This window comes from Promicromonospora sp. Marseille-Q5078, from assembly GCF_050315395.1.
GTDB lineage: Bacteria > Actinomycetota > Actinomycetes > Actinomycetales > Cellulomonadaceae > Isoptericola.
Genome location: NZ_JBNPQG010000001.1, coordinates 4,234,745 through 4,249,459, shown reverse-complemented (window position 1 = coordinate 4,249,459; position 14,715 = coordinate 4,234,745). Strand labels below are relative to the sequence as shown.

Below are 14,715 nucleotides of genomic sequence, written 5' to 3'. Positions count from 1 at the left end.
TGCCCGCCGTCAGACGGTCCGGCGCACCACCGGCACGCCGTCGTCGTCCAGCAGCTCCGCGTCCGGCGACCGCACGCCGAGCAGCGTCGCGGCCGGGGCGCCGGTGAACCCGTAGACGATCGCGGTGAGCAGCACGACGCCGAAGACCACGGGAACCAGCTGGGGGAACGGCTCGCGGGCGTCCTCGAACCGCAGCGCGAAGACGGAGGCCGTGGACGCCGCGACGATGCCGCGCGGCGCCATCCACCCGATCATCGCGCGTTGCGACCAGCGGAGGTCGGTACCCAGCGTGGACACCGCGGCCACGATCGGGCGCAGCACGAGCACGAGCAGCGCGACGATCCCGACGGTCGGCAGCGCGTACCGGGCGAGCTCGTCCAGGTCGATGCGCGCGGACAGCACCACGAAGAGCGAGCCGATGAGCAGCATCCCGATGTGGGTGCCGAACTCGTGCAGCGGCTCGGTCCGCGCCACCCGCTGGTTGGCGAGGATGGCGCCGAGGGCCGTGGTGGCGAAGAGGCCCGCCTCGTCCTGCCCGGACTCGGCGACGGCGTAGGCGCCGAGCGCGAAGGCGAAGGCGAGCACCACCTCGGTCTCCTTCGGCACCCGGCCGAAGCGGATGAGGAGGACGAACACCACGGCGCCCGCCCCGCCCACGAGCAGCCCCCAGGCGGAGGTCAGCAGCAGGCTCGTGGTCTCCGCGTGCAGCACGATGTTCGCCACCGCGAGCGCGACCGTCGCGCCGATGGGGTCGATGAAGATGCCCTCGAACGCGAGCACGGACTCGACGGGCTGGCGGGGCCGGATGATGGCGAGCAGCGGTCCGACGACGGTGGGCCCCGAGACGATGAGGATGGCGCCGATGATCGCGGCCCGCCCCCAGGTCACGTCCAGGCAGAGGTAGGCGATCGCGGTCGCGCCGAGCCCGGTGAGGAGCGCCCCGGTGGTCACGAGTCCGAGGACGGGGCGCCGCGCGCCGCCGCGCAGGCGCCCGAAGTCGAGCTTGAGCGACTCCTCGAACAGCAGGAGGCCCACCGCCATCGAGACGAGGGGGAAGAGGTCGTCGCCGAACAGCGCGTCCGGGTCGAGCCAGCCGAGCACCGGCCCGACGAGGATCCCGAGCACGAGCAGCAGGAGGATGGACGGCACGCGGAGCGCCCGGGCCGCGACCTGGCCGGTCACGCCGACCGCCACGACCAGCGCGATGCCCGTGGAGAGCTCCATGGTCACTCCTCCGCGCCGTCGCGGCGGCGCGCGGCGGCCTCGCGCGCGGCCCGCTCGCCGGCCTCGCGGTTGCGCCGGCGCCGGCTGGTGGACGGCGCCGGCGCGCTGGACCGGTCCGGGTCGTGCAGCAGGTGCGACTCGACGAGCTCGTGCCGCTGGAGGAAGGTGTTCGCCACGGCCTGGACCGTCGCGAGGACCGGGAGCGCGAGGAACGCGCCGAGCGCCCCGAACACGGCGCCGAAGGCGAGCACGCCGACGAACGACACGGCGGGGTTCATCTCGAGGGCTCGCGCGCTGACCTTCGGGGAGAAGATCAGGTTCTCCACCTGCTGGTACGCGATGATGAAGACCAGCACCGCGATCGCCTGCGGCAGCCCCTGCGCGGCGAGCGCGACGGCCACCGGCAGGGCCCCGCCGATGTACGTGCCGATGGTGGGCACGAACTGCGAGACGACGCCCGTGAACACGGACAGCGGCAGTGCGTACGGCGTGTTCACGATCAGCAGGAACACGAAGGTGAAGACGCTCGACAGGGCGGCCAGCACGATGCGCGAGCTGATGAAGTCGGAGACCTTGACCTGCGTGATCTCCCAGAGGGTCAGCACCTCCTGCTGCCGGTCGGGCCGGAGCCAGGCGCAGATCGCCGCGCGGAACCGCGGCCCCGCGGCGATCACGTAGTAGGTGACGAGCAGGATCGTGGTGATCGCGAACAGGACGCCCACGATGGACACGCCCACGCTGATCGCGCCGGTCGCGACGTCCTGGCCCCACTGGTCGAGGGCCTGCGCGAGCAGGTCGTCCGAGTCGGGGACCGTGACGTCCCAGCGTGCCTCGATGCCGGTCTGGAGGTTCGCGTACAGCGCCGGCAGCGTGGCGACGAGCTGCACGAGCTGCTGCACGAACAGGTTGCCGAACAGCGCGAGCACGGCCACCACCACGACGATCGACCCGCCCAGGGAGACCCCCGCCGCGGCGCCGCGGCGCCACCCGTGCCGTACCAGCCACACGACGATCGGCTCGAGGGCGAGCGCGATGAAGAACGCAATGAGCACGTTGACGGCCAGGCTCCCGAGCTGCCCCAGCGCGTAGGACAGGAACGTGGCGACGAAGACCGCCAGGACCGCCATCGCGAGCGCCCGCGGCAGCCACCGCGGCGGGTTGCGGGAGTCGTGCTGGACGGGGCGGACCGAGTCGTCGGTGTCCTCGTCCGGCGCGGGCGCGGGCGTCCCGGTGGCGGGCACGCCCTCGGGCTGCGGGGCGTCCGTGGTCATGCGGGAAAACGTAGCCCAGCGGCGCCGTCGAGGCGCGGTGGGCCCGCAGGTCACAAGGCGGGCAGGCGGTCCGGCAGGCCGAAGCGGGGGAACCACGTGGCGGTGTCCAGGAAGGTCGTGATGCCCGTGATGCGCCCGCTGCCGTCGTCCTCGAGGACGGCGAGGCCCCACGGCGACCAGCCGCCGGCCGGGTCCCGGCGGTACTGCCCGTACGCCATCGAGCCGTTGGCCCGCACCGGCATGCAGCGCGAGCCCTCGCAGCCGGCGCCCGGGCCGGTCATCCAGCGGATCACCTCGGAGCGGCCGTGCACCCACATCGTGTACGGCGGCATGTTGAGCACCGCGTCCTCGTGCAGCAGCGCCACCAGGGCGTCCATGTCGTAGCGCTCGAAGGCGTCCAGGTAGCGCTCCAGCAGGTCCTGGTCGACCGCGGCCCACTGCGGGTCCTTGCCCGGGCCGTCCCCGTCGTCGCCCTCCCGGTTCAGCGCCTTGGCGCCGAGCGTGGCGCGGGCGCGCTGCAGCGCGCTGTTCACCGACGCGACCGTGGTGTCGAGCAGCGCGGCGACCTCGGCGGCCGACCAGCGCAGGACCTCGCGCAGCACCAGCACCGCCCGCTGCCGGGCCGGCAGGTGCTGGAGGGCGGCGACGAACGCGAGGCGGATGGACTCCCGGCCCACCGCGACGTCGGCCGGGTCGCCCTCGCGCGGCAGCACCGCGTCGTCCGGCACGGGCTCGAGCCAGCGGTCCTCGGCCAGCACGTCGCCGAAGTACTGCTCCTCCGCGGGCTGCGGCCCGCCGAGGCCCATCGGGCGCTCGCGCCGCTTCGACGACCCGAGGTGGTCGAAGCACACGTTGGTCGCGATGCGGTACAGCCACGAGCGCAGCGACGACCGTCCCTCGAACTTGTCGTAGGACCGCCACGCGCGCAGCAGCGTCTCCTGCACCGCGTCGTCGGCCTCGAACGCGCCGCCGAGCATGCGGTAGCAGTAGCCGGTCAGCTCGCGGCGGTACTGCTCGAGCAGGGCGCCGACGTCGTCGGAGGAACCGGGGGCGGCCGTGGTCGACGGCGCGGCGGTGCTCGGGGCGGTGTGTGTCACGCCTCACACCGTACGACGGACCACCGACGCTCGGGAGGGTGTCGCCCGGGGCGACGGCGGGCGCTCAGCGGCGGTCGTCGCGCAGCACGCGCTCGACCAGCGGGACCGCCCCGGTGGCGGGCGTGGGCGGCCGCACCCGGGACACCGTGCCGGTGAGCGGGCGGGCCTCCCGGTCGATCTCGAACCACACCGTCTTGCCCTCGACCCGGCCGGAGTGCCGGCCCACGGCGTCGGAACCGTCGTGCCGCACCACGCCCCATCGTGACGCGAGCCGGTCCAGGAACAGCACGCCGCGGCCCGAGAGGTCCTGCGGCTGGGGGGACTGCAGCTCGGGCTCGTCGGTGCTGCCGTCGCGCACGCCCACGCGCAGCCGGCGGCCGTCCACCTCGACGGTCGCGGTGATGGGGCCGTCGCCGTGCTCCAGCGCGTTGGTCAGCACCTCGCTGGTCAGCAGCATCGCGGTGCGCCGCTGCTCGTCGGAGACGTCGCACGACTCGAGGACGTCGTCCACCCAGCGCCGGGCCGGGCCGAGGTCGCTCAGGTCGTCGTCCGCCACGCGCCGCTCGGCCTTCGCCGGCCCGGCCGACGACGGCGGCCCCGACGGCGCCGGCACGCGCACCCGCAGCGCCAGCACGGCGACGTCGTCGCGCTGCGCGTCGCCCACCAGGCCCCGCACCAGCGCGCGCGGCACGGCGGAGGTGGCCTCGCCGTGCGAGGACCGCAGCACGCCCTCGAGGTCGGACAGCCGCTGGTCGCTCGGGACGCCGCGCCGCTCGACCAGCCCGTCCGTGTACAGCACGAGGGTGTCGCCCGGCAGCAGGCGGGCCGTGCGGTCGGCGCGCGAGGTGGTCGGGACGACGCCGAGCAGCAGGTCGGGCGTCGCGTCCAGCCGCTCCACCGTCCCGTCGCGCCGCAGCACCATCGGCGGCGGGTGGCCCGCCACCGACCAGGTCAGGGTGTACGCGCGCTCCGGCGGCGGCGGGGGTGTGGCTCCCGCCGCGGCGTCGGGCGGGCAGGGCGCGGGGTCGCGGTCGAGCCGCGCGACGACGGCGGTCGCCATCGCCTGCGGGCCCAGGCGCGCGTTCGCCCGGTCGAGGCGGGTCAGGAGGGCGGCCGGCGACTCGTCGTGGCTCCAGGCGAGCGCGCGCAGCATGGAGCGCAGCTGGCCCATCTGCGCGGCGGCGTGCACGTCGTGGCCCGCGACGTCGCCGATCATGACGATCGCCGTGCCGTCGTCGCGCACCACGGCGTCGTACCAGTCGCCGCCCACCTGGTCGGTGCGGGCGGCGGGGGAGTAGGTGGTCGCGATGTCGAGGTGGGCGACCGTGGGCGGCGCCGTGAGCATCGACTCCTGCAGCGTGGTCGCCACGCGGCGGCGCGCCTCCAGCAGCGCGACCCGCTCCAGCGCGAGCGCCACGTACCGGCTGATCGTGGACTCCAGGGCCGCCGTCTCGGCGTCGTGCTCGCGGGCCTGGTCCCACACGCAGGCGATGACGCCCACGACCATCCCGTTCGACATCACCGGGAGGAACGACCGGGCGCCCTCGGAGACCGACCCCACCGGGCCCATCTCGGGGTAGGTCGCCACCATCTCCGCGTGGTCGCGGAAGCGCAGGGCCGCGCGGCTGCGCACGACGTGCGTGTCCGGCCGCGGCGCGTCCAGGCGGGTGCTGCGCAGCGCGGGCTCGCCGGGATGGTGGTGCCCCACGGTGAAGAACGACAGGTGCCGCCGGTCGGCGTCCACCAGCGCCAGCGACACCCAGCGGGCGCCCGTCCCGGTGCCGATGACGTGCGCGATGGCGTCCTCGACCTCGTCCAGGGTGGTGACGCGCGCGAACCGTTCGCTCAGGCCCAGCAGGAACCGCGACCGGCGGTGCGCGCGGAACGCCACCTGCTCGGCGAGCCGCGCCCGCTCCCGCTCGGCGCGCAGCCGCAGCTCGCCCGACGCCGCGGCGGACAGGTCGGCCAGGGTGGCGAGGTCCGTCTCGGTCCACGTGCGCGGCACGGACGACACCGCCCACAGCGCGCCGACCACGTGGCCGCGCGCGTCCTCGATGGGGTACCCGGCGTACGCGGCCAGCACCAGGTCGCCGATCATGTGCCGGCCGGCGACCCGCGGGTCGCCGTCGGCGTCCCTCACGACCAGCGGGGTGCGGGTGTGCGCGACGATCGTCGTCAGCGGCTGCGGGAGCTCGAGGCGCCGGCTGAGCTGCGCCGCCGGCGGGAAGCCGACGGCGCCGGGCAGGGACTTCACGTCGCCGTCGTCGGTGAGCATGACGACGGCGGCGGCGGGCACGCCGAGCTGACGGTGGACGAGCCGCGCGATGCGGTCGAACACCTCGTCTGCGACCGGCTCGCCCGCGGCCGCGCCGGCCGGGGGACCGGGCACGCGATCGGACGTGGGACCGGGCACGGGACCGGGCGGCGGGCCGGACAGGGAGCCGACAGCCTGGGCTTCCGGCACGGGCCCAGTATGGACCCTGGCCGATCAGACGTTGAGCAGCCCGCGCCGGTGCGCGACCGCGACCGCCTCCGCCCGCCCCGAGACGCCGAGCTTGGCGAGCAGGTTGGACACGTGCACGCTGACCGTCTTGGTGGAGATGTACAGCCGCTCGCCGATCTGCCGGTTGCTGAGGCCCTGGGCGACGAGCGTCAGCACCTCCTCCTCGCGCTCGGTGAGGAGGGACGTGGTGCGGCGGGCGCCGGGCAGCGGCACGCGGGCCCGACGACCCCACGCGTGGATCGCCTCGGCCAGCGGCCGGGCGCCCATCGCCTCGGCCTCGCCGAGCGCCTCCGCGGCCTCGACCTCCGCGGCGGGCACGTCGCCGGCGGCGCGCAGCGCCTGCGCCCAGCGGAACCGGGAGCGGGCCACCTCGTACCGGTAGCCGAAGTCGAACTCGCGGACCGTCGCCTCCCACGCGGCCGGGTCGGCGGGCTCGTTGGTGAGCGCGGCGCGCAGCCGGGAGTGCTCGGCGGCCGCGCGCTGCAGCCAGGCCCGTCCCTCCGGGCCCAGGCTGCCGCCGCGCGGGCGCCCGCGGCGCGCCGTCTCCCGCGCGACGGCGAGCAGCGTGTCGCCGCGGTCGAGGAGGTCGCGTGCGGCGTCGCCGTCGCGCGGGCCGCTCTCCGCGTGCTCGGCGAGCGCCGCGAGGGCGAGCGCGGTGATCCAGATGCGGCCCAGGAAGTACTCCGACCAGGTGGCGCCCAGGTGGGCGGCGACCTCCTCCGCCGTCGCCACCGCCTCGTCGTACCGGCCGGCCCAGGTGAGCGCGTCCGCGAGCGTGCCGCCCGCGATGAGGGCGATCTGCCCGTCCACAGGCCACGACGGGCGCAGCGACTCCGCACGCTCCACGGCGGCGGCGCCGTCGCGCGCGGCGGCCGCGTAGAGGCGGCCGGCGTCCAGGAACACGACTACCGGCGCGGGGGCGCCCTCCGGGGTGGGGTGGTCGCTCAGGTCGCCGGTGAGGTACGGCAGGATCAGCGCCAGGTCGAGCAGCTGCACCCCGTACGCGCCCCACGTGACGCCGGTCGTCCGGGCGCGCGCGATCCCGGCCTCGAGCACCTGGGCCGCCTGCTCGAGGTGGCCCGCGTAGAAGTGGGTGGCGGCCAGGTTGTACCAGCAGCGCATCTCGGTGCGCAGGTCGCCGGCCGCGACGGCCCGCTCGCGGGCGCGGTCGATCAGGTCCGCGGCGGCGTCGGGGGTACCGACCTCGAGGACGGCGAGCGTCGCGAGCGCGTCGGCCTCCGCGTCCGGCGCGCCCGCGCGCCGCGAGACGTCGACGGCCTGCCGGGCGACGGCGTCGGCCTCGTCGTCGCGGTCCACGTTGAGCAGGACGCGCGCGTGCACGGCGAGCGTCCACGCGAGCTCCGGCGTGGCGTCGGCGTCCGCGACCTCGGGGAGCGCCCCCGAGACGCCGGCGTCGGTGGCGCCCGGGAGCAGCACGTCGAGGGCGCCGCTGGACTGGGCCAGGGCGTCGTCGAGGGACTCGAGGTCCAGGACGTAGCGCACGAGCACGTGCCGCAGGCGGGCCTGCCGGTCCGGGTCGCCGTCGAGGCTCTCCACGGCGCGGCGGGCGAGCTGCTCCGCCCGCATCGCCAGGCCGGCCGAGCTGGCGGCCGTCGCGGTCTCCAGGGCCAGCGCCACGCGGTCGGCGCCCAGCAGCTCCTCGGCGTCGGGCACCGAATCCCACAGGGACAGCACCTGCTCCAGGTGGCGCAGCTCCTCGGCGGGGGCGAGCAGCTCGGCGGCGCTGCGGGCCGCCTCGCGCGACGCGACGAGCGCGGCGGGCAGGTCGTGACCCTGCAGGGCGTGGTGGGCGCGCTTCGCCGCGGAGCCGAGGTCCGGGTCCGCCGTCAGCGCCTCCAGGTACGCGCGGTGCATCGTGGTGCGCTCGCCCGGCAGCAGGTCGAGCACGAGCGCCTCGGCCACGAGGGCGTGCCGGAAGGCGACCTGCTGGCCCTCCACGCCCAGCACCTGCTGGGCGACGGCCTCGCGCAGGGCGACGTCCGTGGCGCCGGGGCCGTCGAGCCCGGGCACGCGCGGCGCCGCGGCCCGCAGCAGGGACTCGTCCACCTGCCGGCCGGCGACCGCCGCGAGCCGCACCAGCTGCTGCACGGCGGGGTCCAGGCGCTGCAGCCGCGTGTGCAGCACGTCCGCCAGCGACCAAGGCAGGCCCATGCCCGACTGCCCGGAGTCGAGCAGCTCCTCGGCGAAGAACGCGTTGCCGTCGGAGCGGCTGCGCACCGCGTCGAACTCCCGCTCGTCGAGGGGTGCGCCGCGGGTGGCCGTGGTGAACTCGCGCAGCTCGTCCGGGGTGAAGGGGGACAGCTCCACGTGCTCCACCGGGCGCTGGCGGTGCAGCTCGGCGATGACGGGGCGCAGCGGGTGCCGGCGGTGCACGTCGTCGCTGCGGTACGTGGCGACCACCAGCAGGTGCTCCGAGCGCATCCGCGCGACGACGAACCGCAGCACGTCGCGCGTGGACTCGTCGGCCCAGTGCAGGTCCTCGAGCACGAGCACCAGCGGGGAGCCCTCGCGCCCGGCGGCGGCGAGGCTGCCCGCCACGCCGTCGAGCAGCTGCAGCCGTTCCGCGTGGTCGGTGCCGGACCCGCTGGCCGGGTCGAGGAGGCGCGTGAGGGCGGGGCGCTCGGCGATCACGCCGGCCACGGCGGGGACCGTCCGCAGCTCGCTCAGGGCCTCGGTGAACGGCAGGTAGGGGATGCCCACGTCGCCGAGGTCCACGCAGTGCGCGACGACGACGCGCGCCCCGGCGTCGCGCGCCAGGTCGCCGAGGTGCGTCACGAGGCGCGTCTTGCCCACGCCGGCGTCGCCGCCGAGGAGCAGCACGCCGGGCTCGCCCTCCGCGGCACGGTGCAGCGCACCGCGGAAGGCGGTGACCTCCTCCTGGCGGGCGATCAGGGGGATCTCGCTGGAACGACGCACCAGGTGATCGTCCCACCGGGCACCCACACCCGCCGCAGGATTTCCGGGCCCGGTTCGGGTCGTCCCGGTGCCGTCCGCCATGCCGTCCGCCGTGCCGAGCGGCACGTCAGGCGGCCCGGCGTCCGGCGCCGTCCTGCGGGCGGAACGCGTCCAGCCCGTGGCTGATCTGCTCGGCCCGGCGGGTCACCTGCTTCTCCCACGCCGTCGCGTCGGTGCGGGCGGCCACGGCGTCGAGCGTCGCACCGAGGCGCTGCACGGCGTCACGGGCGTCCGCCCGGGCCCGCAGCCGGCGCACGACGCTGCCGCCCCAGCGGCCCAGCGCCCGCACCGGGGCTGGCGTGCCCCGCTGGTAGGTCTCCGCGAGCCGCTCCCGCCGGTACTCGAGCTCCGCCACGATCGCCGGGTCCCACGACGTCATCTGTTCCATCTTCCCGTCCCCTCGCCGGCCGGTCCCCCGGCCTCGGTGCCGGCCACCGCCGGCTGCGTCGATCTCGTGGTCACCACACTCGTTCTGAGTCCCCGGCCCCGGGATCGGGCAACTGCCGGGTCTTCAGGAGCGGGGGTACCTCAGACGCCGCCCGACCGGGCCCCGGGCGCGTCTGAGGTAGGGGCGGCCGGGGCATGAGGCGGGCCGGGCGTGCGGTTCGCCCGGGCTATCCGTTGCGACGTGGGTCACACCAGTCGCACACTGGGGGGACCGGACCGATACGGGGGTGGACTCGTGGCTGGATCTGTTGCAGGCGCCTTCGACGCGCTACCGATGCTGGGGCGCGGAAAGCACCGGAACCCGAAGAAGGGCGCGTGCTTCATGGAGCTCGCGTCGTTCCTGGCAGGTGAACGCTGGAGCGACCATCCCCAGTGCACGCACCCGCTGCTGGCGATGCTCGCGCGCGCCGTGAACGACCTGACCTCCGACGGGAACCGGCCGCAGCTCGCGCCGCTCATCCCGTCCGTGATCGGGCTGACCAGCGCCGACCCGCGGTGGGACGTGCAGATCGCGCTGCGCGCCGCGCAGACCGCGCTGCCCGTGGCGCCCGCGGACCGGCAGCAGACGCTGGCCGTGGCGATCATCGGTGCCGAGCGGATGCTCGACGTGCTCGACGGGCGTCCCGAGGGCACTCTCGCCCCCGCGAGCGCCGACGCCCTCGCGGCGTCGCCCAAGACGGCCGAGTGGGCCTACCGGTTCTGCGAGGGCACGCGCGTACGGCCGAAGCGCTTCGTGCGCGACGCCGCGCCGTCCGTCGTGTCGACCGCGGTCCAGGGCATCAGCGAGGCCTTCGTGCCCGACACCGACGACCGACTTCGCGGCCTGCTCCAGGCCACGATCGAGGACGCCCGGCGCTGGGCCGGCCGCACCGACGACGACCGACCGGCACTCGTCGAGGAGCAGTGGACGTCGGTCGTCAAGACCGTCGCGTCGAGGTAGTTCGGCTCGCGCCGAGGTAGTTCGGCTCGCGCCGAGGTAGTTCGGCTCGCGCCGAGGTAGTTCGGCTCGCGCCGAGGTAGTTCGGCTCGCGCCGAGGCGGTGCGGCGCGTCTGGTAGACCGGTGCCGTGACCGTGCACGAGCCCACGACCCCGCCGACCGCCGTCGCCGACCCGCTGGAGCAGTTCACCCTGGCCGACCTGCGCCGCCGCACGTCCGTGAAGTGGCGGGTGCACCCGCCGGACGTGCTGCCCCTGTTCGTCGCCGAGATGGACACGCCCGTCGCGCCGTGCGTCGTGGACGCGGTGCAGCGGGCGCTGGCGCTCGGCGACACCGGGTACGACGTCGGCGCGACGTACGCCGAGGCGCTCGCGCCGTTCGCCGAGCGCCGCTGGGGGTGGGTCCCCGACGTCGCGTCGAGCCGCACGATGCCGGACGTCATGGTCGCGATCGTCGAGGTGCTGCGCGTGCTCACCGCCCCCGGCGACGCCGTCGTCGTGACGCCGCCCGTGTACCCGCCGTTCTACGGCTTCCCGTCGCACGAGGGGCGGCAGGTGGTGGAGGCACCGCTGACCGCCGACCTCCGCCTCGACCTCGGCACGCTCGAGGACGCGTTCGCCCGCGCGACCGGCGCCGCCGCGCACGGCACCGGGCCGGGGTCCGGACGGCGCGCGGTGCTGCTGCTGTGCAACCCGCACAACCCCACGGGCACCGCCCACACGCGGGCCGAGCTCGAGGCCGTGCTGGCGCTCGCGGACCGGTACGGGGTGCGGGTCGTGGCGGACGAGATCCACGCGCCGTTCACGTTCGAGCGGGTCGACGACGGCGCGCCGCGGTTCGTGCCGCTGCTGTCGGTGGCGGGGGCGGACAGGGCGGTCGTCGTGCACTCGGCGTCGAAGGCGTTCCACCTCGCCGGGCTGCGTGCCGCCGTCGCCCTGGGCGGGCCCGGCGCCGCCGCCGACCTGCGCCGCATCCCCGAGGAGGCGGGCCACGCCGTCAACCATCTCGCCGTGCTGGCCCACGCGGCCGCGTACCGCGAGGGCGAGCCGTGGCTGGACGCCCTGCTCGCCGGCGTCCACCGGAGGCGCGGGCTGCTCGGAGGGCTCCTCGCGGAGCACGCGCCGGCCGTGCGGCTGCAGCCCGCCGAGGCGACGTACCTGGCGTGGCTGGACCTGCGGGCCGCGCTCCCCGGCGGGGTGCCGGCGGCCGACGCGGCAGGGTTCGTCCTGGACCGCGGCCGCCTCGCGCTCGAGGACGGCACGCGCTTCGGCGCCGGCGGCGCCGGGTGGCTGCGCCTCAACCTCGCCACGTCGTCGGCGATCCTCACCGAGGCCGCGCAGCGCCTCGGCAGCGCGCTGGACGCCGACCCGCCGCGGTGACGTCGTGCGGCCCTGCGCCGTCGAACTACCTCGCGGACGTCTGGACTACCTCGCGGGGATCTGGACTACCTCGCGTAGTCGGGGGCGGGGCGGGCGCCGAAGGCCTCCTCGAGCGTCGCGGTCCCGGCGAGGTGCATGCGCGTCGCGAGCTCGGTGCCGACGTAGCGCAGGTGCCACGGCTCGGCGGCGTAACCGGTGACGTGCTCCGCGCCCCGCGGGTACCGCACGACGAACCCGTACCGCCACGCGTGCCCGGCCACCCAGCGGCCGGTGTCGGTCCGCCCGAACCGGGTGTAGGTCGTGCCCTCCTCGGTGACGTCGGCGGCCAGGCCCGTCTGGTGCTCCGAGTGGCCCGCGCGGGCGGAGAACGTGTCGGCGGCGCGCCGCCCGTGCGCGTCGACGTACCGCGCGTAGAGGCGGCGCTGGTAGTCGGCGGAGCGGTAGGCGGAGACGAGGACGAGCTCGTGGCCGGTGGCGCCCTCGGCCCCGGCGGCGAGGTCCTCGAGCGCCCGGGCCGCCTCGGTGCGCAGCTCGTCGTGGGCGCCGAGGGTGGCGACGTCGGGCCGCACGAGGTCGTCCGGCGCCCAGTCCCGGGGCGCGAGCGGGTGAACTTTGTTCACCAGCACGAGCGGGTCCGCGGGGTCCGCGGCGGGGGTCACCCCGCGGGTCAGGAACCCCTGGCCGTCGGGCGACGGCACGGGGATCGCAGCGCCGGCGCCGTTTCCCGGGGCGACGGTACCGACCACGGCCAGGACACCCGCGACGGCGGCCGCACGAAATCTATGCAGCACCGTTACCGAGACACGGGGGGCCATGCCTTCCAGACTGCCAGGAAGCCGTTAACCTCGCCAAGGTGCGCCGTCGCTACCGCATCGCCCTCGCCGCCGTCCTGACCCCCGCCGTGGCCCTGCCGCTGGTCGCCTGCACCGGGTCCGACACCCCGCCCGCCGACAAGACCGTCACGGCGCTCGCCGACGCCCTGCGCGCCGGCGACGTGAGCGCCGCGCCGCTGCAGGCGCCGGGCTCCGTGGACCCGCAGACGCAGCTCACCGAGGTGCTGGCGCCGCTCGTCGACGCGGCAGGGAAGCGGGAGCACACCGTGACCGTGGGCGAGGTCGGCAAGCCCGTCACGAAGGACGGGACGACGACGGCCGTCGCGACGCTGGACTGGTCGTGGCCGCTGGGTCGCGACCTGACGTGGTCCTACTCCACCGAGGCCGACCTGACGTACACGGCGCCCGAGAGCAGCGACGGCGAGGGGACCTGGCGCGCGGTGTGGAGCCCCGACGTGATGGTGCCCGACCTGGCGCCGGGCGAGCGCCTCGAGGTCACGACGCTCGACGCCGACCGCGGCGACCTCCTCGACGGCGACGACGAGCCGATGGTCACGGAGCGGGGGGTGTGGCACATCGGCGTGGACAAGACGGCGGTGCAGGGCCTGGGCCAGGAGTCCGCGGCGCGGGACCTCGCGCAGCTGGTGGGCCTCGAGCCCAACGAGTTCTTCGCGCAGGTCGACGCGGCGGGGGAGAAGGCCTTCGTCCAGGCGATCACGATCCGGCAGAAGGACCCCGGCGTGGACTTCACCGTGGACGAGGCGCGCGACATCGAGGGCGTGATCGCGGTCGAGGACACGCAGGAGCTGGGGCCCACGAGCGACTTCGCGAAGCCGATCCTCGGCCGCGTCGGCGAGGCCACGAAGGAGATCGTGGACGCGTCGAAGGGCGCCGTGCGGGCCGGCGACGTCGTCGGTCTCGGTGGCATGCAGCAGACGTACGACGAGCAGCTCACCGGGTCCCCGGGCGTGCTGGTCAGCGTCGTGCCGGCGGGCGGCTCCGACGACGTGGGCCTGGACGGCGAGACGGTCGAGGACGACGACAAGGGCCGCGAGGTGTACCGCGTGGACGCGGTGGACGGGACCCCGGTCGCGACGACACTCGACCAGCACCTGCAGAAGCTCGCCGAGAACGTGCTCGAGGACGTCGACCCGGCGAGCGCGATCGTCGCGGTCCGGCCGTCCGACGGCGCGGTGCTGGCCGCGGCGAGCGGGCCGGGCAGCGAGGGCTGGTCCACCGCGACCCTGGGGCAGTACCCGCCGGGGTCCACGTTCAAGGTGGCCGACGCGCTGGCGATGGGCCGCGCGGGCATCACCCCGGACACCGACGTGGCCTGCACGGACAGCATCACGGTGGACGGCCGCACGTTCGGCAACGTGCCCGGCTACCCGTCGTCGGCGACGGGCGACGTGCCGCTGCGCACCGCGTTCGCGCACTCCTGCAACACGGCGATGATCGCGCAGGCGGACAAGGTCGGGCAGGCGGACCTCGCGACCGCGGCGTCCGACCTGGGCCTGGTCGGCGACGAGGCGGCGGCGTCGTCGATGGGCGTGCCGGCGTTCCTGGGCTCCGTGCCCGCGAAGGCGGGCGGCACCGAGCACGCGGCGTCGATGATCGGGCAGGGCAAGGTGCAGGCGTCCCCGCTGGGCATGGCGACGGTCGCCGCGAGCGTCGCGGCGGGCCACCGGGTGGCCCCGGTGCTCGTGCGCGACGACGCGGAGGGCGGGAAGGACGCCGACGCGTCGGCGTCGCCCTCGGAGAAGGCGGCGGAGCCGGCGACGCCCGGGGTGACGGAGGACGAGGCGGCGGTGCTGCGCGAGCTGATGCACGGCGTCGTGACGGACGGCAGCGCGGACATGCTGCAGGACGTGCCGGGCATCGTGGGCGCCAAGACGGGGACGGCGCAGTACGGCGACGGTTCGCAGCAGCACGTGTGGATGCTCGCGATCGTGGACGACCTCGCGGTCGCCGTCTTCATCGAGGACGGCTACCGCGGGTCGGACACCGCGGGGCCGGTCATGGAGGACTTCCTGGACGGCCTGTGAGC

The 14,715-nt window shown here is 75.7% G+C and carries 10 protein-coding genes; 3 read left to right on the top strand and 7 right to left on the bottom strand.

Annotation, left to right across the window (positions count from 1 at the left end; genetic code table 11):
- Positions 1-9: 9 nt before the first annotated feature.
- From ACQFYA_RS19505 to ACQFYA_RS19480, 6 genes are all read right to left on the bottom strand, one after another.
- Positions 10-1,224 carry a cation:proton antiporter gene (locus tag ACQFYA_RS19505; protein WP_499126912.1) on the bottom strand — a complete coding sequence of 405 codons (1,215 nt, stop codon included), beginning with the start codon at positions 1,222-1,224 and terminating at the stop codon, positions 10-12.
- Between the two features lie 2 nt (positions 1,225-1,226).
- Complete coding sequence (locus ACQFYA_RS19500) at positions 1,227-2,495, bottom strand: AI-2E family transporter (RefSeq protein ID WP_499126909.1); 1,269 nt, start codon at positions 2,493-2,495, stop codon at positions 1,227-1,229.
- A gap of 50 nt (positions 2,496-2,545) precedes the next feature.
- Positions 2,546-3,592, bottom strand: a complete 1,047-nt coding sequence (locus tag ACQFYA_RS19495) for a sigma-70 family RNA polymerase sigma factor (RefSeq protein ID WP_499126907.1) — start codon at positions 3,590-3,592, stop codon at positions 2,546-2,548.
- Positions 3,593-3,656: 64 nt separating this feature from the next.
- Positions 3,657-6,056: a SpoIIE family protein phosphatase gene (locus ACQFYA_RS19490; RefSeq protein ID WP_499126905.1), complete on the bottom strand. Its 2,400-nt coding sequence runs from the start codon at positions 6,054-6,056 to the stop codon at positions 3,657-3,659.
- 24 nt (positions 6,057-6,080) lie between these two features.
- The gene (locus ACQFYA_RS19485; protein WP_499126902.1) at positions 6,081-9,032 is read right to left on the bottom strand and encodes a helix-turn-helix transcriptional regulator; all 2,952 of its coding nucleotides are present in this window, start codon (positions 9,030-9,032) and stop codon (positions 6,081-6,083) included.
- Positions 9,033-9,138: 106 nt separating this feature from the next.
- Positions 9,139-9,459, bottom strand: coding sequence for a hypothetical protein (locus ACQFYA_RS19480; protein WP_499126900.1), 321 nt, complete (start codon positions 9,457-9,459; stop codon positions 9,139-9,141).
- Between the two features lie 333 nt (positions 9,460-9,792).
- Here ACQFYA_RS19480 and ACQFYA_RS19475 point away from each other — a divergent pair, with 333 nt between their 5' ends.
- On the top strand, positions 9,793-10,458 hold the full coding sequence (locus ACQFYA_RS19475) for a hypothetical protein (RefSeq protein WP_499126898.1): 666 nt from the start codon (positions 9,793-9,795) through the stop codon (positions 10,456-10,458).
- A gap of 126 nt (positions 10,459-10,584) precedes the next feature.
- Positions 10,585-11,835, top strand: coding sequence for a MalY/PatB family protein (locus tag ACQFYA_RS19470; RefSeq protein ID WP_499126897.1), 1,251 nt, complete (start codon positions 10,585-10,587; stop codon positions 11,833-11,835).
- 65 nt (positions 11,836-11,900) lie between these two features.
- On the opposite strand, the gene ACQFYA_RS19465 is transcribed toward ACQFYA_RS19470, so the two are convergent.
- Complete coding sequence (locus ACQFYA_RS19465; RefSeq protein ID WP_499126895.1) at positions 11,901-12,581, bottom strand: M15 family metallopeptidase; 681 nt, start codon at positions 12,579-12,581, stop codon at positions 11,901-11,903.
- Between the two features lie 107 nt (positions 12,582-12,688).
- Here ACQFYA_RS19465 and ACQFYA_RS19460 point away from each other — a divergent pair, with 107 nt between their 5' ends.
- Positions 12,689-14,713 (top strand): penicillin-binding transpeptidase domain-containing protein, encoded by a 2,025-nt coding sequence (locus ACQFYA_RS19460; protein WP_499126894.1) that lies wholly within the window; start codon positions 12,689-12,691, stop codon positions 14,711-14,713.
- Positions 14,714-14,715: the final 2 nt, after the last annotated feature.